This window comes from Paenibacillus shenyangensis (genome assembly GCF_000346635.1).
Classification (GTDB): Bacteria; Bacillota; Bacilli; order Paenibacillales; family Paenibacillaceae; genus Saccharibacillus; species Saccharibacillus dauci.
In genome coordinates this window covers 46,821-69,048 of record NZ_AOIG01000015.1, presented here as the reverse complement: position 1 = coordinate 69,048, position 22,228 = coordinate 46,821, and the positions used below count along the sequence as shown (strand labels likewise).

At 47.8% G+C, this 22,228-nt stretch carries 20 protein-coding genes; 5 read left to right on the top strand and 15 right to left on the bottom strand.

What is annotated here, in order from left to right; genetic code table 11:
• Nucleotides 1–54 precede the first annotated feature (54 nt).
• Nucleotides 55–1,227: a galactokinase gene (locus H065_RS0112895; RefSeq protein ID WP_017813484.1), complete on the bottom strand. Its 1,173-nt coding sequence runs from the start codon at nt 1,225–1,227 to the stop codon at nt 55–57.
• Between the two features lie 251 nt (nt 1,228–1,478).
• Here H065_RS0112895 and H065_RS0112890 point away from each other — a divergent pair, with 251 nt between their 5' ends.
• Entirely contained in the window at nt 1,479–2,342 is an 864-nt protein-coding gene (locus H065_RS0112890) for an AraC family transcriptional regulator (protein ID WP_017813483.1), read from the top strand.
• Nucleotides 2,343–2,612: 270 nt separating this feature from the next.
• Here the strand turns inward: H065_RS0112890 and mgrA are convergent, their stop codons facing one another.
• The 6 genes from mgrA to H065_RS0112860 form a co-directional block, all read right to left on the bottom strand.
• Nucleotides 2,613–3,623: an L-glyceraldehyde 3-phosphate reductase gene (gene mgrA / locus H065_RS0112885; RefSeq protein WP_017813482.1), complete on the bottom strand. Its 1,011-nt coding sequence runs from the start codon at nt 3,621–3,623 to the stop codon at nt 2,613–2,615.
• A 78-nt stretch (nt 3,624–3,701) separates the two neighbouring features.
• Nucleotides 3,702–4,442: an NAD-dependent protein deacylase gene (locus tag H065_RS0112880; protein ID WP_017813481.1), complete on the bottom strand. Its 741-nt coding sequence runs from the start codon at nt 4,440–4,442 to the stop codon at nt 3,702–3,704.
• A 91-nt stretch (nt 4,443–4,533) separates the two neighbouring features.
• Entirely contained in the window at nt 4,534–5,307 is a 774-nt protein-coding gene (locus H065_RS0112875) for an HAD family hydrolase (protein WP_017813480.1), read from the bottom strand.
• Between the two features lie 254 nt (nt 5,308–5,561).
• The gene (locus tag H065_RS0112870) at nt 5,562–6,374 is read right to left on the bottom strand and encodes an alpha/beta fold hydrolase (RefSeq protein ID WP_017813479.1); all 813 of its coding nucleotides are present in this window, start codon (nt 6,372–6,374) and stop codon (nt 5,562–5,564) included.
• Nucleotides 6,375–6,789: 415 nt separating this feature from the next.
• A complete protein-coding gene (locus tag H065_RS0112865; protein WP_017813478.1) occupies nt 6,790–7,452 on the bottom strand; it encodes a bifunctional 2-keto-4-hydroxyglutarate aldolase/2-keto-3-deoxy-6-phosphogluconate aldolase in 663 nt (220 codons plus the stop codon).
• A gap of 147 nt (nt 7,453–7,599) precedes the next feature.
• Complete coding sequence (locus H065_RS0112860; protein WP_017813477.1) at nt 7,600–8,562, bottom strand: sugar kinase; 963 nt, start codon at nt 8,560–8,562, stop codon at nt 7,600–7,602.
• A 212-nt stretch (nt 8,563–8,774) separates the two neighbouring features.
• Here H065_RS0112860 and H065_RS0112855 point away from each other — a divergent pair, with 212 nt between their 5' ends.
• From H065_RS0112855 to H065_RS0112840, 4 genes are all read left to right on the top strand, one after another.
• On the top strand, nt 8,775–9,863 hold the full coding sequence (locus H065_RS0112855) for an acyltransferase family protein (protein ID WP_238557955.1): 1,089 nt from the start codon (nt 8,775–8,777) through the stop codon (nt 9,861–9,863).
• A gap of 121 nt (nt 9,864–9,984) precedes the next feature.
• Nucleotides 9,985–10,233, top strand: a complete 249-nt coding sequence (locus H065_RS0112850) for a KGG domain-containing protein (RefSeq protein WP_017813475.1) — start codon at nt 9,985–9,987, stop codon at nt 10,231–10,233.
• 295 nt (nt 10,234–10,528) lie between these two features.
• Nucleotides 10,529–12,202 carry a dihydroxy-acid dehydratase gene (ilvD, locus tag H065_RS0112845; RefSeq protein ID WP_026136204.1) on the top strand — a complete coding sequence of 558 codons (1,674 nt, stop codon included), beginning with the start codon at nt 10,529–10,531 and terminating at the stop codon, nt 12,200–12,202.
• Between the two features lie 243 nt (nt 12,203–12,445).
• Nucleotides 12,446–13,561 (top strand): AI-2E family transporter, encoded by a 1,116-nt coding sequence (locus tag H065_RS0112840; protein ID WP_017813473.1) that lies wholly within the window; start codon nt 12,446–12,448, stop codon nt 13,559–13,561.
• A gap of 224 nt (nt 13,562–13,785) precedes the next feature.
• On the opposite strand, the gene H065_RS25910 is transcribed toward H065_RS0112840, so the two are convergent.
• From H065_RS25910 to H065_RS0112800, 8 genes are all read right to left on the bottom strand, one after another.
• The gene (locus tag H065_RS25910; protein ID WP_238557954.1) at nt 13,786–16,266 is read right to left on the bottom strand and encodes a methyl-accepting chemotaxis protein; all 2,481 of its coding nucleotides are present in this window, start codon (nt 16,264–16,266) and stop codon (nt 13,786–13,788) included.
• 433 nt (nt 16,267–16,699) lie between these two features.
• Nucleotides 16,700–18,058: a peptidase U32 family protein gene (locus tag H065_RS0112830; RefSeq protein WP_017813471.1), complete on the bottom strand. Its 1,359-nt coding sequence runs from the start codon at nt 18,056–18,058 to the stop codon at nt 16,700–16,702.
• Between the two features lie 29 nt (nt 18,059–18,087).
• Nucleotides 18,088–19,017 carry a peptidase U32 family protein gene (locus H065_RS0112825; protein ID WP_017813470.1) on the bottom strand — a complete coding sequence of 310 codons (930 nt, stop codon included), beginning with the start codon at nt 19,015–19,017 and terminating at the stop codon, nt 18,088–18,090.
• 215 nt (nt 19,018–19,232) lie between these two features.
• Nucleotides 19,233–20,306, bottom strand: a complete 1,074-nt coding sequence (gene mltG / locus H065_RS0112820) for an endolytic transglycosylase MltG (RefSeq protein WP_051058722.1) — start codon at nt 20,304–20,306, stop codon at nt 19,233–19,235.
• Nucleotides 20,307–20,404: 98 nt separating this feature from the next.
• Complete coding sequence (locus tag H065_RS0112815) at nt 20,405–20,713, bottom strand: DUF1292 domain-containing protein (RefSeq protein ID WP_017813468.1); 309 nt, start codon at nt 20,711–20,713, stop codon at nt 20,405–20,407.
• Between the two features lie 4 nt (nt 20,714–20,717).
• Entirely contained in the window at nt 20,718–21,014 is a 297-nt protein-coding gene (locus H065_RS0112810) for a DUF1292 domain-containing protein (RefSeq protein ID WP_017813467.1), read from the bottom strand.
• Nucleotides 21,015–21,025: 11 nt separating this feature from the next.
• On the bottom strand, nt 21,026–21,442 hold the full coding sequence (ruvX, locus tag H065_RS0112805; protein WP_017813466.1) for a Holliday junction resolvase RuvX: 417 nt from the start codon (nt 21,440–21,442) through the stop codon (nt 21,026–21,028).
• A gap of 16 nt (nt 21,443–21,458) precedes the next feature.
• Entirely contained in the window at nt 21,459–21,719 is a 261-nt protein-coding gene (locus H065_RS0112800; RefSeq protein ID WP_017813465.1) for an IreB family regulatory phosphoprotein, read from the bottom strand.
• Between the last annotated feature and the right edge of the window lie 509 nt (nt 21,720–22,228).

Below are 22,228 nucleotides of genomic sequence, written 5' to 3'. Positions count from 1 at the left end.
GATGCATCCATTATCTGTATGCTTCTTGTTATTCGTTTATCTGTACGCTTCCTGTTATCCGTTCCATTCCTCTACGCCGTTACCGACGCCGCAAATGTAAAAGTCCGCTTCCAGTCCGGTACGTTCGCGGTAAGCCTGACCTACCTGCTGTACGAATAGATCGGTATCACCCTCATGCACCAGTGATACCGTACAGCCGCCGAATCCCGCGCCTGTCATACGGGAGCCGAGTGTGCCGGGAATCCGGCGCGCTTCCTCTACCATCACATCCAGCTCTGTGCAGCTTACTTCATACAGATCACGCAGAGATTCATGTGAAGCGTTCATCAGCTGTCCAAACTGCTGAAGATCATCCTGTCTCAGCGCTTCTACTGAAGCCAGCACACGGGCATTCTCTTCTACGACATGACGGGCACGATCACGCACAATGCTGTCCTGTATTTGTTCTTCCAGCAGACCGAACTGCTCGGGTGTCAGTTGGGCAAGGTAATTCAGGTTATCCACATGCGGCTGAAGGGCAGTTAGCGCAGCTTCACATTGGGAACGGCGTTCATTGTACTTGGAATCCACCAGTCCGCGGCGCTTGTTGGTGTTGCCAATTACCAGCTTGTACTGACCCGTACGGAAAGGTACACGTTCATACTCCAGCGTATCGCACATAAGCAGAATCGCATGATCTTTGACCCCGTTGGCAACAGCAAATTGATCCATGATGCCGCAGTTAACACCGACAAATTCATTTTCTGCCTTTTGGGACATAACTGCAATTTCGACAGTGTCAATGTGACCTTGCTCCATGCTAATCAATGCGTAGCCGGTAACAACCTCGATCGATGCGGAAGAGGATAATCCCGAACCATTCGGGATGTTACCGAAGAACAGCAGATCGTATCCACGGGTCAGCGGCTGATTTTGCTGCTTCAGTACCGTGATAACACCGAGCGGATAATCCATCCATTCACCGGTACGTTCCGTACCAATCGTCTCGACTGCAAACTCTCCTGCCAGCTCGGGGAAATTCACCGATGCCAGACGTACCTTGCCATCTTCATTGGCTCTTACAGCCAGCGCCGTACCGAACTCCAGCGCTGCGGGCAGTACATAGCCGCCGTTATAATCTATATGTTCACCGATCAGGTTTACGCGACCGGGAGCATGGAAGACGCGGATATCGCCAGCTGCACCGTATTTATCTGTAAATGCCTGTTTCATCTGTTCCTGATTCATGGGTTGATTCCACCTTATTCAATAAATTCAATCTGCTATCAGTTCTCTTTTGTTCTGATCCCAGTATATCCTGAAAGCGTTATGATATGTAATGAACAGATGTGCTATGTATATGGATAAATGTGACTTCACTATTGTATAATTCTATTATAAAACGACATCTATTCACAAGGCATACTCATATTCATTTAACTTCACTCCTTCTACAGATGTTCTTCTGCCCTATTTCAAGCGAGGAGGTCACTGCATCGATGCCGGAAAAAACCTATCAGGTCGCTCCCAATCCAATCTTCCATGATGAGGGTACACTATATGTACTGTTCACCGGAGAGAGCCAGACTCCACCATCCCACCGATTGGGTCCCAAAATCTACGACTATTATTTGTATCATTACATCGATAGTGGACAGGGACAGTTTATTACCGAAGATCACACATACAAGCTGAGCGCAGGTGATTCCTTTCTGATTCATCCCGGCCAGTTGGTCAGCTATGTATCCGATCGTCAGCAGCCCTGGCATTATCACTGGGTCGCTTTCGCTGGTGAACAGGCAGATGCTCTGGCCGAGCAAACCGGATTTCATGCCGGTTCGCCAGTTGCACGCTCGGAACAGCACGAAGATCCGGGTCCGATCGGTTCGTATCTGCAGTCCATGCTACAGGCCTTTTATACCCAAAAGGAAAGCTCCGATCTGGCTGCTCTGGGTTACCTGCATCTGATTATGGCGGAAGCCAGCGAACGCCTTACCCGTCAGGCGGCGCTGCCTGGAGCCGAATCCATCACCCGGCGAACCGTCAAGCAGATGATCCATTATATGTCCAGCCAGTATGCCCATCCAGTATCGATCGAGGATATGTGCAGTAGTATCGGTTATAACCGTGCCTACATGTCCCGTATTTTCAAAAAAGAAACCGGGATGACCCCTGTTACCTACCTGCTCAAGCTTCGGATCGACAAAGCGCGTCAGCTGCTGCGGGAACGACCGGAATTATCCACCCAGCAGATCGCCGCTTCGGTAGGACTGACCGATGCGCTGTATTTCTCCAAGCAATTCCGGCGCTTCTATGGGGTCTCTCCAAGCCAGTACCGTGCCTCGATCCAGCCCCGAATGTGAGGTGGATATGCCTGATCGAATACGATCTGTCTACTTCTTGCAAAACAAATAAAAAGGCCCCCTCAATCAAGGGAGCCTTTTCTGATATGTGTTATCGCCTATTCAGCCAATAGCAGGGTCGATAATGGCAGGTACAGCCTCCGACAGAATCATGGTAAGGTCAACTGTATAACCCTTATGTTACGAATCTACAGACCCTTTTATACTTGATTGAACAAGTTTGTCTGGTCAAGTCCATATCGGAAGCTATGATGCTATTATCGTATCCGTTTATTCGCTGTGGTCGGACGATGATTTGAGAATGGTATCAATGCGCTGCAGTTCTTCTGCAGAGAATTCCAGATTGTTCAGCGCAACGATATTTTCTTCAATCTGGGATACACGACTTGCTCCGATCAATGCGGAAGTCAGACGGCCATGACGGAGCACCCAGGCAAGTGACATCTGTGCCAGACTCTGCCCACGAGCTGCAGCCAATTGGTTCAGTGCACGCACTTTGCGGATTGTCTCGGGCTTGATTTGATCCTGCTTGAGGAAGACCGAAGAACCGGCAGCACGGGAATCTTCCGGTACGCCATTCAGATATTTACTGGTCAGTACACCCTGTTCCAGTGGACAAAAAGCAATACTGCCTGCTCCCACATCATCCAGCGTATCCTGCAGACCGTTCTCGATCCAGCGATCCAGCATGGAATAACGCGGCTGATGAATCGCAAGCGGCGTACCGAGCTCTTTGAGAATACGTGCTGCTTCACGGGTCTGCTCCGCATTATAGCTGGAGATACCGACGTACAATGCTTTACCGGAGCGTACGATATGATCCAGCGCCATCATTGTTTCTTCAAGCGGCGTCTCCGGATCAAAACGGTGAGAGTAGAAAATATCCACATAGTCCAGGTCCATCCGCTTCAGGCTCTGGTCCAGACTGGCTACCAGATTTTTGCGGGAGCCCCATTCGCCATATGGACCGGGCCACATATAATAACCGGCTTTGGTCGAGATGATCATCTCATCCCGATAAGCAGCCAGATCATGTTTGAGCACCTGACCGAATGTCTCTTCTGCCGATCCTGCCGGTGGTCCATAGTTATTCGCCAGGTCAAAATGAGTAATCCCCAGATCAAAGGAGCGTGTCAGCATCTCTCTGGAATTCTCATAGGAATTGATTCCTCCAAAATTATGCCACAACCCCAGCGAGATCGCAGGCAATTTCAGACCGGTACGACCGGTACGATTATACTTCATATTCTCATAACGATTTTCCGCAGCTACATATACCAAAGTAATTCCCACCCTTCAGCTGAATAAAATCCATATATCCTCACAAATCATACCGGAAGCGTTATCATTATGCAATCTTCATTCTGCCAACAGCTGCTGCACTTGTTTCATCACCTGTCCCATTGGATCGGTAATGAGCAGATCGGCATGACGATCATGCGCTGTAGTCGAGGCATTCATCAGTACCGTATGTCTGCCTTTGAAGTAAGAGATGAATCCGGCAGCCGGGTACACCGTTAGCGAAGTCCCACCGATAATGAGCAGATCGGCAGAGGATAGTGCTGCTACTGCGCGGTCGATCACGTCTGCATCCAGTGACTCTCCATACAGCACTACATCCGGACGGATAATGCCTCCATCCACCGGACAGCGTGGTACGCCGGACTGTGCCAGCACATCTGCCAGCGTATATTTCTGTCCGCAGTCTATGCAGTAATTGCGGTGTACCGAACCATGCAGCTCCAGCACATTGCGGCTACCTGCTTTCTGGTGCAGTCCGTCAATATTTTGCGTAATGATGGCTAGCAGCTTGCCCTGCTGTTCCAGCTCAGCCAGAATCGTGTGCACCGGATTGGGTTGTACATCCGGGTACAGCATTTTGGACCGGTAAAATTCATAAAACAGCTCTGGCTCCCGGTCAAAAAATCGACGGCTCAGCATTTCTTCCGGCGAATATCCACGCTGTCCCATTTCCTGATACAGTCCGGCAGCCGATCGAAAGTCCGGAATTCCACTCTCGGTTGATGTTCCTGCTCCGCCAAAAAAGACGATTCGGTCGGATTCCCTGATCCACTGAGCCAGCTGGTTTACTTTATCCATCTATTAATCACTCCTTATTTGCTAATTGTGATCTATATCCATGTAACAGGAGAGAATTCATCTCCCTCTATGGCAGGACCAGCAAGACAGGCTATCTCATGGATAACATCTGCAGTTCTCCGTAATGTTCAATAACAATATCTGCATCCGGCAAATGTCCAGAAACTCCCGCAGTCGGCGAAATACCGATACAGCAATCCAAGCCTGCATGGCGGCCCATCTGCATATCGGCGTTACTGTCTCCGATCAATACGGTTCGTTCCGGAAGAACCCCCAGACGCTGACAGGCCAGCAGAGCAAGATCCGGTGCAGGCTTGCCTGTCGCTACCTGATCACTGCCGATAATCTCGGTAAAGTAAGTCTCCAGCCCGCTCCAGCGAAGATGCTTGATTGCTTCGGAAGTATAGTCCGAAGTCACGACTGCCATCGGCACTTCAGCCTGGCGGCAGCTGTCCAGCAGCGGTACCAGATCGGGCAGCGGCTGAACAGGCCTCGATTGTTCCATATGCTCCATCGCCTGACGACTGAAGTCTGTAATATGCTGCACCGCTTCGTCCCAAGGTACACCGGCGCTGTACAGCTGCCAGGACAGAATCGCTACCGTTTCCGGTGCAGAAGCTATGGCTATCGGCCCCCGTGGATCATAACCAACCAAGCGGCCGGAATGATCATAGATCGTTCCCATGACCTTTTCACGGCTGCCTGTAAAAGAATCACCACGCTCATGTAAGTAATTTTCCATATGACCCAGCAGCAGCTCCGCCCATTTGCCCCACAGCTGCATAAAATCAAGCAGTGTTCCATCTTTGTCCCATAGTATGGCATCACAGTGAATCTGACGTGACTGATACGTGATAATTGCCACTGATTGTCTCCTTTCCGTGATTCTATGATCTTCCTTATTAGTTTACCCCCAAAACCACCTATACAAAAAGCAGTGTCTTCCCCCGGATAAAACAACGGAAAAAGACACTGCTTGGATGCATCATGCTTTGGTATTTATTTGCTGATCTGCTGACATTGCACAATTCTCTATGAGCCAGTTCTGCAGCCCAGTATTTATACCTAATAGAGGACTGACTCCGCTTCCATATCTGGACCATCTTCAGATCGGAATGATCACTTTTTGCTGTCTGCCGGGATGCCTTTCATCCAGCTGATCAAGGCATTGACCGTCTGGGCGCGCTGTTCTTTCTCGCTGATTTGGGCAGGCTGATCGCCTTTCTGCTCACCATAACTGCCGAACTGTCCATGGTTGCCGCCCTGTACACTATAGTAAGCCGTATCCGCTGGCAGCATGGAACGGGAAGCTTCATACTTGTCTTTTTGCAGGACACCGTCATTGGAGCCTGTAATCGACATCACCGGCAGACCGAGCTCCGCCAGATTGCCATTTTGATCCGGATAGGATGCCAGGAAAAAGACACCGGCAATCCGGTCTGTATGAGCGACTGCATATCGTGAAGCAAACACGCCACCCAGTGAATGTCCTCCGATTACAAACTTCTCATCGGGATGGCTGCTGATTACGGCATCGGCCGCATCCGCTTTGGTAAAAGCAAAATTAAATGGGAATTTCATAATATATACGGAATGACCCGATGCAGCCAGATCTCTGGCAAAAAGACTGTACGCTTCCGGTTTCACCCGTGCTCCAGGATAGAAAATCACACTATTGCCTTTCGGCTTGGCCGCATCAAATGCTATCCAGTTCTCTGTCGTATGTACGGTTACCTTTTGCTGCTGTGCAGTTAATGCCTGCTCTGCTTCTCCTGTCGGCCCATAAGGCGTCAACAGATACCAGGCAGCCAGTCCGCCCACAATAAGCAGCACGATCAGAATACCCAGTAGAATCTTGCCAATCTTGCCGGCACGTCCGCCGCGGCGGCTGCCTCCATAACTTCCTGCGTATTTACGTTTCCGTCTAAACATAAGTTCTCCTTCCACTTCAAGTCCGGTCATTATGGATTGTATCAGATCAGAAATGGGTCATAAACGCCAGCTTGCTTTTTGCTTGTGCCGATATGAACAGATACCCTGATCTATAGTCCGCCGGAGCCTTGCTGATATACAAGAGCAGCCTGTTTCCTTGGCAGGACAACAGGCTGCTCTATGTGTAGTATACCACTTTCCATGAGACGGAATACACTTTCGGTCGTCTTTCCGATCAAAATAGTTATTTAGGAGTAATAATTAGGACCCGGTGACTGCACCGATATGTTTGATGTGTTTTACAGATAAATACAGCTTATCCATCCTGCAACATCTGCACTGTTGTACATCCTCATTTGAAGCAGTTTTCTTTATTTTTTATGCACACGTCTGCAAAAATGATTAAAAAGGGGAATTATCCCTGTTTGGCTTCCCGGTAAGCTTGCATGTACTGCTCGGCTCTTTGACGTACCAGACTGAGGTTGCCTGTTTTGACAGCTTCTGTCGTCAGATCGGACCCAATCCCTACAGCTACTGCTCCGCCTTTGATCCATTCTCCCAGATTATCCAGAGATACTCCGCCTGTTGGCATAAAGTTGGCCTGTGGCATAGGACCTTTGAGCGTTTTGATAATGGATGGTTGATACAGGTTGCCAGGGAACAGTTTGACAATATCCACACCCAGTTCCAATGCATGCTGAACACCTTCCAGTGTCGTTACACCCGGCAGGACAGGGATACGGTACAGATTGCAGATTTTTACGGTTTCCGGATTCAAGGATGGACCTACAACAAATTCGGCACCTGCCATAATGGCTGCACGTGCAGTTTGCGGCTCGAGTACAGTACCTGCTCCGATAATCGCAAAATTGTCGCCATCCGATTTCCAGCTGTACATCCGGCTTAGCTTCTCGATGGCACCCAGTGCTCCCGGTACCGTCAGTGTAACTTCGATAACTTTGATCCCTCCGGCAATTGCCTGTTCAGCCATCGCGAATACCTGATCTGCAGAATCTCCACGCAGTACAGCGACCACACCATTATCCATCATTTTTTGCAGCAGTTGTAGTTTTTTCATGTCGTTACTCCTTCGTTATCGAAATTAGATTAGAAATAAATCCATATACCTGTCAGAACTGCTTATGTTCTGCTGATATATGTCTATCAAACACCTTAAACTCCATCTTCTCATAACCTGTAATTAACAACCTCTGCAATCATCCAATTAACGCTCTACATGGACTTTGTTGCTCAGCTTGGCCTGTACCTGCTTGTCTGTCGGTAATGCTTCCCAGTCTCCGACTGCCTGAATTACCATGGAACCATTCAGATTACCCAGCCGTACCGCTTCTTCAATCGTATAGCCGCGCAGCAATCCTGTAATGAAGCCAGCACAGAATCCATCACCTGCCCCGACTGTATCGAGTACACGATCTGCTTTGAAATAGGGAACTTCCAGCGTATTATCCTTTTCGACCACATACGTAAGATCAGGACCGCCTTTGACAATGCTTACCGCATGTAGCTGACGTAGACGGGCAAAGATCTCGTTCTGATCTTCTGTCTCGTATAGCAATGCCAGTTCATCCAGCCCGGGCAGGAAATAATCACATTTCTCCGCCAGCGCAAGCAGTACCGGACGAGCTTCTTCCAGTGTCCATAGCTTCAGCCGCAGATTCGGATCAAAACATACGGTTACACCGGCTTTTTTTGCAATATCCATGGCCCGGTTCACTGTAGCAAGTCCGGATGCACTGATCGCTGCCGTAATACCGGTCACATGCAGGATGCGGGTATTACGGATATACTCCTCATCCAGATCTTCCGGCGTCATATGGCTGGCCGCTGACAGCTTGCGGTAATAGTAGACGGATGCATGACCCGACGCATTTTCACGCAGCATCAGCCCGGTGGGTTCCCCCTCTGCCAGAATAGAGCGGGATACATCCACGCCTTCTCCCCGGATCGATTTTTGGATCATATGACCCAACGGATCATCGCCGAGTCGACCGCACCATCCGGCTGAGTGACCGAGTCGTGCAATACCGATCGCCAGATTGCTCTCCGCACCGCCGAATGATTTTCGCAGCTGTGCCGCATATTCCAGTCCGCGGGAGTCTTCCGCAGTCAGCAAACCCATGGATTCCCCGAAAGTGACCACTTCCGGATAACCATTCTTATTATTCATTATCCATCCTCCTGATTCGGCATCATTTCATGCCGTGGTATGTAGCTGGTCATATTATCCATTTTCGCAACCGCTTTCTTTGTTGTCAATGATGCAGCTTCATCATATATACACAATTTTAATGACAGAGAACGCTTTCTATTGTGAATTTAATCACAATATTAAAATCTTTTTTGTCTTATTTTTAAATCATCAGAATTTGTGGAGGGAAAATGATGAATATCAGCCATCTCTATCAACCGCCGCGTACATCAGCTCATGCCCACTGCTCCGCAGCAGGCGAGACTTACTTTATAAATTTGCGTTTTCTGTTAATTATATGTGTGGTGATCGGAAATATGCTGGAACCATTGATCCATCATTCCGATGTGGCACATGGTATTTTCCTGTGGATTTTCTCATTCCATATGCCGCTGTTTGTACTGGTTACCGGATATTTTGCCCGTTCCAATCTCTATGGTCGCACAGGACTTAAAATCCTGCGCACTATCGGGCTGCAGTATATTTTGTTTCAGAGCATCTATTCGCTGCTGGATTTTACGGTATTTCGGGTGCACGGGATTACACATTCGTTTTTTGCCCCCTATCTGCTGCTCTGGTTTCTCGCCGGACATATTTTGTGGCGGCTGATGATGATCATGATGCGTCAGCTCACCTTTGCCCAGCAGCTCACTCTGTCGGTTGTACTTGGACTGCTCGTAGGTTCATTGCCTGTAGACGGCGTATGGCTGGCATTATCGCGGACGCTCATCTATTTTCCTTTTTTCATTATCGGTTATCACTTCAGATTTGAACGATTTACAGCCTGGTTCCGTAATTATCGTCAGCTGCTAGCCGCCGGATTGTCGATAATACTGCTTGCCGGATTCGTTCTGGCAGAATGGCAGCTGAATACCGGTTGGTTCTACGGCAACCAGACCTTTATCCAGCTGGGTGTAGATCTATGGCAAGGTCTGGCAGGAAGACTGGGTATGTATGTGCTGCAGTTGATTGCCTCTCTCGCTTTTCTCGCTTTTGTTCCGTGGCGATCCCATTATATTACCGAGCTTGGACGGCGCACATTGTATGTATTTTTGCTGCATGGTCTGCTTGTCCGTACGATGGAAGCTTCCGGTATATTTGGTCATATCAGTAGTACAACCGGAGTTATGCTAATGATCGTACTGGCAATTCTGATCACGCTGCTGCTTGCCCAGCCAGCTGTCCGGCACTGGACACATTACTGGGTAGAACCGGAGCTTCCGCGTTATGTACGTCTTAAATTCCGTCACGCACAGCGCCGATATTCGTTTTTGCGCTGAAGAATTCGCAGTCGATATCTAAATAAATGGCTAAATATCGTTTCATGGCAAATGGACCGGGTAATTAAAGAGCAACTACATGTAGCTTTACCTAATCTATTTTGACAGGAGTGATATTGTTATGGCACGCAGCAAAAGTACTGGGAAAATGAGCCGCGAAGAAGCCGGGCGCATGGGCGGACAGGCTACTTCCAAAAATCACAGCAAAGAGTTCTATCAGCAAATTGGTAAAAAAGGTGGTCAGGCCACTTCCCAATCCCATGACAAGGAATTCTATCAGGAGATCGGGCGCAAAGGCGGAGAAGCAACTTCAGAGTCCCATGATAAAGATTTCTACAAAGAAATTGGACGTAAGGGCGGCAGCCGTTAATTCTCCCTATAGATGCATTATGCTCTGTCATAATGCAAGATCAAGCAGACTTCTCTGGTCACAATCGGCAGAGACGTCTGCTTTTTGTGATGTTATATAATATAAGCTAGTAAAAAGATAGCAGTTATGATAGACTCTATTAAAAACTTTTGTGTAATTCGTGTAGTATCCTGTCGTATTATGCATCTTCTTTTCAGCTTGTGCCTTTGGCGTTCAAACGCGCTAAAGCAAAAAAGCTACTATATTATATATTTGGGGGGAAACCGACACCATGGCAGTCAACACAAACAAAAAGATGCGTTCCGATATGATCAAGAAAGGCTTTGATCGGGCGCCACATCGCAGTTTGCTGCGTGCAGCAGGGGTAAAAGAGGAAGACTTTGGCAAGCCGTTTATCGCGGTATGTAACTCTTACATCGATATCGTACCGGGACATGTGCATCTGCAGGAATTCGGTAAAATCGTCAAGGAAGCGATCCGTGAAGCTGGCGGCGTTCCATTCGAATTCAATACAATTGGTGTTGATGACGGTATTGCCATGGGTCATATCGGCATGCGTTATTCCCTGCCAAGCCGCGAGATTATCGCAGATTCCCTGGAAACGGTAGTCTCTGCTCACTGGTTCGATGGCATGGTATGTATCCCGAACTGTGACAAAATCACACCGGGTATGATGATGGGCGCACTGCGCGTGAATATCCCGACCATGTTTGTCAGCGGCGGACCGATGAAAGCTGGTAAAGACAGCACAGGCCGTTCGATTTCCCTGACTTCTGTCTTTGAAGGCGTAGGTGCTTATCAGGCAGGTAAAATCGATGACAAGAGTCTGCTGGAACTGGAACAGTTCGGCTGTCCAACCTGTGGCTCCTGCTCCGGTATGTTCACAGCCAACTCCATGAACTGTCTGGCCGAAGCACTTGGTATCGCACTACCGGGTAACGGTACGATCCTCGCTGTCTCCGAAGACCGCAAGGAATTCGTCAAAAAATCCGCTAAGCAGCTAATGGAACTGATCAAGCTGGATCTGAAGCCGCGTGATATCGTTACACTGGAAGCCATCGACAATGCTTTTGCACTGGATATGGCAATGGGCGGTTCCACCAATACGGTATTGCACACGCTGGCACTGGCACACGAAGCCGAGATCGACTATCCGATCGAACGCATCAACGAAGTAGCCAACCGTGTACCGCATCTGGCAAAACTCGCTCCGGCATCCGACTGGCATATTGAAGATGTCCATCTGGCAGGTGGCGTGAGCGCCGTTCTGAACGAACTGCTCAAAAAACCGGGTGCACTGCATGAGAACTGTATCACGGTTACCGGCAAGACACTTCGCGAGAATGTCGAAGGCCAGGAGATCCAGAATCATGAAGTTATCCATGCGATCGACAACCCGCATTCGGAACGTGGCGGTCTGGCTGTACTGTTCGGCAACCTCGCTCCAGAAGGTGCTATTATCAAAGTCGGTGCAGTAGATGCTTCTGTAGGCGGCTATCACAAAGGTCCTGCGATCTGCTTTGATTCCCAGGATGATGCACTGTACGGTATCGCCAATGGTCATGTCAAAGAAGGCCATGTTGTCGTTATCCGTTACGAAGGTCCAAAAGGCGGACCTGGTATGCCTGAGATGCTCGCTCCTACTTCCCAGATCGTCGGTATGGGTCTCGGTGCCAAAGTCGGCTTGATCACTGACGGACGCTTCTCCGGCGCTTCCCGCGGTATCAGTATCGGTCACATCTCGCCGGAAGCAGCCGAAGGTGGTCCAATCGCTTTCGTACACGATGGAGATATCATCGAGCTGGATCTGAACGAACGCAAAATCGAACTTCATATCAGCGAAGAAGAAATGGCTGAACGCCGTCGTACCGAATGGAAAGAATTCGAGCCAAAAGTCAAAACCGGTTATCTGGCACGTTACTCCAAGCTTGTGACCAATGCAAGCATGGGCGGTATCATGAAAATCTGATCCAACCTTATTTTCCGGCAAAAATATCTTCTGTCTCTTGCCGGATCATCCCAGGCTTTCTCCCTGATGAAAATCAGGCGGGAAAGCCTTTTGTCTGTAATTGGGATATATCATTCTTTTTGTAACAAATGTAGCCTTTACATCGTATAAGTACAGTCCGATATTCTGCTTCATCGCAGTATTATGCTGCGAACCTTGACCCATGCTGATTTATTTTATAGAGAAAAGGAGATTATCTATCTTATGTTACCCCTTTACAAAAAGTACTGGCGAACCGCGTTTGATATCGGCATTGTTATTCTAACGGTCTATCTGGTGATGCTGATTTCCAGTCAGCTCTACCGAATTGCTGCCCCGGTATTCCTGTCGGTATTGATCTTTGCAATTATCGAGCCGTTTGCCATGTTCCTGAATCGCAGAGGATTGCCCAAAATGGTCTGCTCCGCGATAGCCGTTCTTGCCTTTGTACTCATTATTCTGGGTGCTCTGTTTGGCGCCGGCTTGATCTTTGTATCGCAGATCAGTCAGGTCGCGGATGAACTGCCACGTTATGCCGTTATTGTACAGCAGCATTTCGCCAGTTTTACCACGATACTGCAGCGGGAAATGAATGCACTACCTGCCGATCTTACCGAACGGATCAACGAGTATTTTGCTACCTTTACTGCCGGACTGGCTATCTGGGTCAAAGCAACCTTTAATTATGCGATTGGCTGGCTCGGTACGTTCTCCTCTTTTATCGGGAACTTTGTTGTCGGTATTATTCTGGCCTTTTTCCTGAGTGCAGAGATTAATCTGTGGCGAAGAGTCGCCGGGGAGAAAACGCCCAATACGATCAAAAAAGCCTATTATTTTCTGAAGCAATATGTATTCCGCGCGATTGGCGGATATATCAAAGCCCAGCTCATCATGGTCATCATTACATTTGTACTTGTATACATAGGATTGCTGATTTTGCGTGTGGATCATTCCTTTGCGCTGGCGCTGCTTAGTGCTGCTTTTGATATTTTGCCGCTGCTTGGGATTCCCGTCGTCTTTATTCCATGGATTATTTACCTGTTTATCGTAGGCCAGACAGGTCTTGCGATCGGATTGACTGTCGTATTGATCGTGGTCATGCTGACTCGCCAGCTGCTGGAGCCCAAGATTACCGGCAATTCAATCGGTATCTCTTCTGCCTATCTGATGCTGTCTGCCATGATCATTTCACTATCTATTTTTGGAGTGGCCGGTCTGGTATTATCGCCTGTGCTGATCATCCTGCTCAAGGAACTGTTCCAACAGGGTTATCTGAAGCGCTGGATTCGTCTGCCCAAAGAAGAGTTCGAACCGATTCGTGAGGATCTTCCCCGATCCTGATTGATTGTAGATACAGACATTATTCGGACATACCTGTACAATAACAAACCCATCGATATCCTGACAGATGATACAAGTCGGAATATCGATGGGTTTTGTTGTTGAGTAGATTTGTTGGAAATATGTTGTTAGTAGGATAGTTCTAATATTCAGAAAAGATGGATGATCGAATAATATTTACAGCGACTTGCCAATGAAGTGAATGGATACTTTCTGGAAATACGTTAAGCTTCTTTTTCCAATATGGGTAACCCAGTTTCCTTGTTCTCTTGGTCTACAGAATCTCTTACGCGAGTGGACTGGTCTATATTATCCACTGCGGTATCCGCCTGCTTTTTATTTCCTTTACCATCATCTGTGTCTACATCTACCTGATACGGCGCCTGTACCAGTGCTTGCTCTTGCTCTTGCTCTTGCTCTTGCTCTTGCTCTTGCTCTTGCTCTTGCTCTTGCTCTTGCTCAATGGTAAATCGGGAGATTGTTTCTTTCAACTCTACCGATACATTTTCCAGCTGACCAGACAGCGTGACCAGTTGACCACTGACATTCTGCTGTTCATTACTGAGCGAAGCGACTTCTTCGGAGGTAGCCGAAGACTGTTCTGCCACTGCACTCACATTGCTCATCGCTTCATTGATCACCTGCTGTACCTGATTCAGCTCACTGATCGAGGTGGTCGCCGAATTCAGCTTCTCTACAAACTCCACCATCTGACTCTGTACGGTCTCGAAGATCGATGTGGTATCTTTGACCGATTCGGTCTGTTCCCGGAAAAGAGGATAGGCCTGATTGAGCACCTTCACCGTTTCTTCCATTTCATTCTGGATATTGGCAGTAATCTCGCCGACCATCAGAATCGACTGACGGGACTGCTCCGCCAGATTCCGAACCTCGCCGGCTACGACCATGAATCCTTTGCCTGCTGCTCCAGCCCTGGCGGCTTCAATCGTCGCATTCAGGGACAGGATGTTCGTCTGCTTGGTAATATTCTGCATCGCGTCCAGTACCTGCTGTACAGAAGACGTACTTTCTTTGAGTGAATCTATGCGTGCTCCCAGAGAACGAATCATATCCTGGGTCACTGTAGTTTTTTGAAGCAGCTGCTCCATATGTTGTACACCGGTCTCACTGACTTTCTCTACCTGCTGGGCAGAAGCACCCATCTGTTCATTAGCAGCTACCACTTTGCCCATCTGCTGATTCATCGTATCTGCCAGTTCCGTGCCCCGCTCCGCTTCACGTGCCAGGCTACTGGCTCCATTTGCGATTTCTTCGGTAGCTGTAGCAATCTCACTCGCCGAAGTGGCTGTCTGTCTGGAAGCCTGACTAAGAGAAGTCGCAGTATCCAGCACCTGCTGGGCAGAGTGATTAGTCTGCTGTACCAATGCAGTAATATTGCTCATCATCTCATTAAAAGCCAGCGAGAGCTGACCAATCTCATCCGAAGAACGATGATCGGTACGCACATGAAGCATTCCCTGTGCCCCTTGATTCATCAACTGCTGCAGCTTGCGCAGCGGTCTGCCAATCATGCGAATAATCAATATGCCGATTACTATCGCGACCAGCCCGTCAATGATGGCCATAATCCAGGTCATCGTCAGAATCCGGTCGGCACTGGCAACCAGTGACTGAACAGGCACGGTTCCTATCAACTTCCAATCCACGGTGTCGAGTACACTGTAGGCTACCAGTATCGGCGCTGCACCTTCATCATTCTGAAAGCGTCCACTGCCATTTTGGATCTCATTCAGGAATCCATATACAGAAGGCTTAGCAACAGTGTCCGGCTCTGTGGAAGCGATTACGGTATGATCCGGTCCACCAATCAGATCCACATGGCTGCCGTCTCCCAACTTGAGACTGCTGATCTGGTCATTGATCCATTTGCTGTTAATACTCATCACGAAGACAAAGGAACTGGCACTGCTGGATATACGCATCGCCCGTGCATACGTAAAGTTTTTGTTGGCTCCATCCATTTGTACAGTTGGTATCCAGGTCATGACGCTATCGCCCTTGGCCAGAGACTTGTACCATTCTGTACTGCGAACTTCACTGCCTTGTGGTATACCTACGCCTGCACCAATAATATTCATCGTTTCATCAAGAGGTACCATGTAGATAGATTCGATCGAATCCATGGAATTCATCTGATTCTGCAGATTATCGCTTATCGAATTGATTGTCTGGTATTTGTCATAATCATTAAGATCTTTTCTTCCCAGAGTAGCCAGATCCTTTTGCATAGTCGGATCAAAAAATACCTGAATCGAAGAATTAACAAGCTGATTCAGCATTACGTCCAGCTTTTCTCCGGTCTGGATAATGGTCTGTTCATTGCTGATTGCAGCGTTCTCTTTAATTACACTTTTAGCTTGAAAATACGAGAAACTGCCCAGTGAAATCACAAACAGCATAATCGCTACAAAGAAAATCAAAAACAGCTTCATCCCTACCGATTTGGCTGGATGCAGTGCTCGCCAATCAGGAATGAATCTTCCAGCACCAGCACGTAAGCGACTTTTCGATTCTTTGCTTCTTTTCCGGTGTACTGGCTTCCTACCGGACTGGTTCTCTGAATCGGCAAAGGAAACCTTATCTTCCTGCTGCACGACTGCTTCTTGCTGAGCAGTTTGTAGTATGTCCAGCTGTTCTGTGCCGCTCGTTCTCCTTGATTTATTGCGTCCGGAGGTGGAATTCACTATTCCGGAGGCTGCTTTAGCCCATTTATGTATTGCTTTTGGATCCGCTTTTGAAGTTGATGAATCGGTTATGTTTGTTTGCTGCAGCGATTCCTTTTGTTTCCTGCTTTTTTTCAATAATTTTTTATCCAGTCTGGCTGGCTGCTGACCCGACTTGCTCCGTTTGCGTCCCAATCCCATGACCCTTCACCTACCACATTAGAATTCATTTTAATTAAGATGTTATTCTAAGTTAGTTATACAGTTAAAATGTACTATCATAAACTGCCAAACAGGTACGATGGATATACGTATGCTTTCATTATCGGTACAGCATCAGGATAAATTAACCTTTTTCGCACAAAAATAAGGTCTTTTATACTATAAAGTATAAAAGACCTTATTTATTTAGCTATATCTAATGTTTAAAAAATCATGATACCTTTTAACGATATTATACCGCTGCTGACATTTTGACTTTTTTGACATTCTTTTTGCGCATCATATCAAAGTAGCGAACCGGCTGATCCACTTTCATTTTGATCTTTTGCAGTGGATGACGGGCAGCATCCAGTTCATTGCCTTCTTCATCCCAGATCTGGCCTACAGTCTGCTTGAAGAATGTATTGCCTGGACCGAAAAATTCAATTTCTTGACCCGGCTTGAAATTATTACGCTGCTGAATCGTAGCGATGCCTGTAGCTTCATCATAATCCAGTACCAATCCGGCAAAGTCATACGGTACAGCTTTGTCTTCCGGCTCATAGATATGATCTTCGTTATCCGGCGTATCATAAAAGAATCCAGTATTCAGTGGACGGTTAGCAGCTTTGTTGATATCCTCCAGCCACTCGGGTTTCAGTACATAGTTCTCCGGATCAGCCATGTAGGAATCGATTGCCTGACGATACGCATTCACCACGGTTGCCACATAGTGGATCGATTTCATACGGCCTTCGATTTTGAAGCTGTCGATGCCGACTTCGATCAGATCGGGGATCGCTTCCAGCATGCAGAGATCCTTAGAGCCCATAGAGAATGGATTATCATTCTCTTCATACAGCGGCTTCTGATTGACACCCAGACGGAACTGCTCCAGTACACGATTGTCTGCTGCTTCTTCTTCGGATACCCATTCGGTCTGTGGCCGGGCATCTTCGAACAGATCATATTTCCAGCGGCAGGACTGACAGCAGCCACCACGGTTGGAATCACGGTCGGTAAAGTGGTTGGACAATACGCAGCGTCCCGAGAAAGAAGAACACATTGCGCCGTGAATAAATGCTTCGATCTCTACATCCACATGCTTTTTGATCTCGGCAATCTCTTCCAGACTGGTCTCGCGTCCCAGTACAACACGCGGCAATCCTTCTTCTTTCCAGAATTTCACGGCCTGCCAGTTGATCGTCGACTGCTGGGTGCTCAGATGCACTTCCAGCTTCGGCGCACAGCGCAGAGCGATCTCGATAATGGTTGGATCAGCTACGATGATCGCCGAGATTCCGGCATTCTCCAGATTGCGCAGGTATTCTTCGATACCATCAATATCTTCATCATGGGCATAGATATTCGTAGCGACGAATACTTTGGCTCCATATTTATTGGCAAATTCAACGCCTTCCCGCATCTCTTCAAAGCTGAAGTTATCCGCGTTGGACCGAAGGCCGTATTTTTGTCCGCCAATATATACAGCGTCTGCACCATAGTGGATCGCAAACTTGAGTTTTTCCAGGTTACCTGCAGGTGCAAGTAACTCCGGCTTGGCAAGACGATGACGTTTTCCGAAATATTTTGGTTTATCCATGGTATTCATGGAGATCTCCCCCTTGATCTTGTTGCTTATCAATACACCTGTTCCTTATAAAAGAAGCCGAATCCCAACTCCCGCTCGGGATCCTGCAGACGACGTACTTCATCCAGCCATTCTTCGTCAAACTCGTAACGATCCGGATCGGCTGCGTAAGCATCAATCGCCTGACGATAGGCACAAACCACAGCTTCGTTATATGCTGTCGATTTTAGTATCCCCTCAATCTTGAAGCTCTGTACGCCTGCTTCCATGAGCAGATGCAGATCTTCCAGAATACAGATATCTTCAGAACTCATAATATGGGTTCCATTGCTGTCTTCATAGATCGGGAATTTCTCGTCCCGGCGCTCTGCCTCGATCAGGAATAATCCTCGTTGCAATCCCAGATCGCCGCTGACCGGTCTACCCTGATGCTCCATATAGCTCTGTACCAACTGACGTTTGGAATGATAAATATTAGTCATTCCGTGCACCTGTACCTGGGCTTCTACCTGCATTTTATCCATCATGCCTGTGATTTCATCCATATTCAGCTCACGTGCCAGTACGGCTCGGGTTGCCCCTTTGCGGCCCCAGTAATTGGCTGTGGATGAGTTGGTCGACGTCATCTCTGCATTCCAGTGAAGCGCCATCTCCGGTGCAACTTCACGTACTACTGCCAGCACCGATGGATCACCAAACTCGACACCATCGACTCCTGCATCGCGCAGTGCGGCAATATAAGCCGGCAGTTCATCCAGTACATCATTCGTCATCAAATTATTGACAGCTGCATAGATGCGCTTGCCCTGTGCATGCACATAAGCTGCTGCTTCGGCAACATCTTCTCGTGTAAATTCCCCCGGCATACGCATGCCATAACGCTCCTCACCGACCAGAAATGCGTCGGCTCCTGCTTCTGCCAGACGGCGCAATTCCTCCATCGAGGAGACTGTCACCAACAGTTCAGGTTTGTTACTCATGTAAAGCCCACCTCCCAGCCTGTGCGGCTGTATATTAATCCTATCTGCGTTTCCCTGTCTAGCTATATTGTTCATTGTACCAGTAATTCTACGGTTCTGACTGCAGGGTAGTGAATATATATTGTCTAATTTTTAGTAAAGGACGGACAGACAGGGATATATCCCGGACCTGCCGGACTATATCCCTGTGTATGTGTATTCTCTGGATCTACTGTCTATCCACCGTTAGTCGAGCTGGTTGCTTTGCTGGTCTCGATATTTTTCAGATGCTCCTGGTAGGTCTTCGCAAACAGATGACTGCCTGTACCATCTTTTTTGGTAACATAGTACAGGTATTCGGAAGTCTTCGGCTCCAAAGCTGCCCGGATCGCTTCAATCCCCGGATTGGCAATCGGCCCCGGCGGAAGCCCTTCATTCCGGTACGTGTTGTACGGACTGTCGATTTCAAGATCCGAGTATAACAGACGCGCTTTTTGCTTGCCCAGTGCATACTGGACAGTCGCATCAATCTGCAATCTCATATTCTTTTTGAGACGGTTATCGATAACCCCTGCGACTTCAGCGCGCTCTTCCGGTACAACTACTTCACGTTCGACCAGAGATGCTTCGGTCAGCAATTCATGAAGGGTCATTTTGCGCACTTTGAACTTGGCATCCAGTTCCTTTATGCTGTTCAGATTGGTACGTGTACCTGCCAGCATATTGGCAATAACATCTTCTTCGGTGCTTTCAATCGGAAGATTATAAGTGGCAGGGAATAGATAGCCTTCCAGCGGATGAAGAATTCCTTTGCCGGTTGGTACATTCCATTCACGTGCCTGCTTGAACTGGGAAGGGTCATCGACCAGTGCCATGAATTTGGCACGATCCACAAATCCTTCGCCGCTCAGCTTGTCGGCAATCTGCGTGACCGTATATCCTTCCGGAATCGTAAATTTCATCGTTTTGGGCACGATGACCTCTGCATTGTTCAGCTTGGTAATAATCTGTTCGTATGTCATTCCTGGTGTGAATTCATAATCGCCTGCCTTGAACTGACTGCCTTGACTGTTCATCTTCAGATACAGCCGGAATGCTGTTGCATTCCGGATCAGGCCTTTCTCTTCCAGCTGGTTGGCCAGTGTTGCACTGGAGGTTCCCTGTTCCAGTGTATAAGCGACCGGTTGTTCCGATGCGGCAGTTGGCTGCATCGCCCTCCAGCCGTATACTACGATTCCCACAATAATAACGATAATGATCAAAAATAGACAACCCAATTTTCCAGCTCGCCTACGCAATAGATATAACATCTCCTTTGACAGCCAAAAAGAGCGGAAAGATTCCGCTCTTTTCAGGTAAGTACATGAGTTGAGCACTTGATAGGACTGCGTGCTGTAACCAGCCGTGATTAATCTTCAAACGGTAATGTCAGTTCGTCATACAGCTCGGCTACATCTTCCCATTCATCGTCATCATCGATTGTTACCAGCTCCGGACGACCTTCGGTGGAGTCGATAATTTTGAGAATCTCTACTTCATCCTCCGGCAGACCTGTGTCTTTTTGCAGTACAGCATAAGCACCGGTCTCCGTCTCAAACTCACTGATCAGACGATAAACTGTTGTCTGGTCCTGCTCATCTGTCAATTCGATCAGCACACCATAGGCTTCCAGCAGTCTTGTTGTTAACTTGACGCTACTCGCAGAAAGATCACTCATCGGTTTATTCACCATCCAATTCAGCAACTAATGTATTGAAAGTTTCTTCAACAATCTGCCATTCCGCTTCATCTTCAATGATGTAGAGCTTCAGATCGTCTTCTTCCTCTTCATATCGGAACGCATATACTTCATCGGTATCGTCCTCTGTGGCTTCCATAGGCACGACCATCATATATTTGGCGTCCGAACCGTCGACTTCGAATTTCATGATGACTTCAAATTCCTCTTCATTACCCTCATCATCAGGAATGTAAATAATTTCTGGTTCGTCCTCAAGCAAATTTTGATCCTTCGCCATATTAACCACCCTCACCTTTTACTTTTAGAATCCAAGTAATTTTGTAGTATCAAGCTTGCGGCCATTTTATCAACGACCTGCTTGCGCTTCTTGCGACTTACATCAGCCTCAATCAATGTGCGCTCGGCTGACATCGTTGTAAGCCTCTCATCCCATAGGTGAACAGGCAGCTGCACAGATTCCCGAAGATGTTCTGCAAAATCGATACATATTTGACCACGGGGACCGACAGAACCGTTCATATTCTTGGGCAGTCCAACCACAATCTCACTGATCTCATATTCCTGTATGAGTTCAGCGATCCGCTCGTCAACCTGGGGATTGCGCTGACGATCGATGACTTCGACTCCCTGAGCGGTCCAACCGAATGCGTCGCTGACAGCGACACCGATCCGGCGGTCTCCATAATCCAGTCCTAATATTTTCATTGCGTACGCTCCGTCTCTACCGATGACTGGCCAGGTAGGAACGGACCAGTTCTTCTATTAATTCATCCCGCTCTTTTTTGCCGATCAGGCTGCGTGCATTATTATGACGGGGAATATAAGCGGGGTCCCCCGAAATAAGATAGCCGACAATCTGATTAATCGGATTGTACTCTTTCTCAACCAGTGCATCGTACACGGTGAGTAGGATTTCCTGTGAGGAGCTCTCGTGCTCATCGCCCTTCACGCTAAACTTGACTGTTTTGTCCATGGAGTCCACTCGCTGACACCTCGCTTTTCGGAAAAAGTGTTTGCTCACACGCTTCCTCAAAATGGAATCCCCTGATGATCATGTTGATTCTTCCTCATCATAACACATCAAGGGATATACAAGAAATATTTACGCTAAAACAAATCAAAAAGTTACATTTTTTTGGAAAGTCTGTGTAGAGAAATGCGGCTAGGTGCAGCAAGCGCTGCGGAAAGGGATAGGGCACGTCCTCCGGTGGAGCACAGGAATCTTTGAAGCAGGTGGAAATGAAGATTCCTGTGCTCCAGTGTCGTCCTTTGCCCTATTCCTTTGCCTCCGCTCTGCGCTTATTGCATCAGCCGGTGCTACAGCAGATTTTACATTTAATTGTGGGTAAAGCATACAACATGATAGGTCGTTCAGGTATTTAAATGTTTTAGACATTTACAAGATCATTTGTACACCTGTTCCCATAATCACTGGTGACAGATTGGATATCTGTACTTTGGGATGATTATATGGCAGATTACAGAACTTAT

Excerpts from the sequence above, each read along its gene's own strand:
- H065_RS0112895 (WP_017813484.1), bottom strand. The coding sequence starts at position 1,227 with ATGAATCAGGAACAGATGAAACAGGCATTTACAGATAAATACGGTGCA.
- H065_RS0112890 (WP_017813483.1), top strand. The coding sequence starts at position 1,479 with ATGCCGGAAAAAACCTATCAGGTCGCTCCCAATCCAATCTTCCATGAT.
- H065_RS0112880 (WP_017813481.1), bottom strand. The coding sequence starts at position 4,442 with ATGGATAAAGTAAACCAGCTGGCTCAGTGGATCAGGGAATCCGACCGA.
- H065_RS0112870 (WP_017813479.1), bottom strand. The coding sequence starts at position 6,374 with ATGTTTAGACGGAAACGTAAATACGCAGGAAGTTATGGAGGCAGCCGC.
- H065_RS0112865 (WP_017813478.1), bottom strand. The coding sequence starts at position 7,452 with ATGAAAAAACTACAACTGCTGCAAAAAATGATGGATAATGGTGTGGTC.
- H065_RS0112860 (WP_017813477.1), bottom strand. The coding sequence starts at position 8,562 with ATGAATAATAAGAATGGTTATCCGGAAGTGGTCACTTTCGGGGAATCC.
- H065_RS0112855 (WP_238557955.1), top strand. The coding sequence starts at position 8,775 with ATGATGAATATCAGCCATCTCTATCAACCGCCGCGTACATCAGCTCAT.
- H065_RS0112850 (WP_017813475.1), top strand. The coding sequence starts at position 9,985 with ATGGCACGCAGCAAAAGTACTGGGAAAATGAGCCGCGAAGAAGCCGGG.
- ilvD (WP_026136204.1), top strand. The coding sequence starts at position 10,529 with ATGCGTTCCGATATGATCAAGAAAGGCTTTGATCGGGCGCCACATCGC.
- H065_RS0112840 (WP_017813473.1), top strand. The coding sequence starts at position 12,446 with ATGTTACCCCTTTACAAAAAGTACTGGCGAACCGCGTTTGATATCGGC.
- H065_RS0112830 (WP_017813471.1), bottom strand. The coding sequence starts at position 18,058 with ATGAATACCATGGATAAACCAAAATATTTCGGAAAACGTCATCGTCTT.
- H065_RS0112825 (WP_017813470.1), bottom strand. The coding sequence starts at position 19,017 with ATGAGTAACAAACCTGAACTGTTGGTGACAGTCTCCTCGATGGAGGAA.
- mltG (WP_051058722.1), bottom strand. The coding sequence starts at position 20,306 with ATGTTATATCTATTGCGTAGGCGAGCTGGAAAATTGGGTTGTCTATTT.
- H065_RS0112815 (WP_017813468.1), bottom strand. The coding sequence starts at position 20,713 with ATGAGTGATCTTTCTGCGAGTAGCGTCAAGTTAACAACAAGACTGCTG.
- H065_RS0112810 (WP_017813467.1), bottom strand. The coding sequence starts at position 21,014 with ATGGCGAAGGATCAAAATTTGCTTGAGGACGAACCAGAAATTATTTAC.
- ruvX (WP_017813466.1), bottom strand. The coding sequence starts at position 21,442 with ATGAAAATATTAGGACTGGATTATGGAGACCGCCGGATCGGTGTCGCT.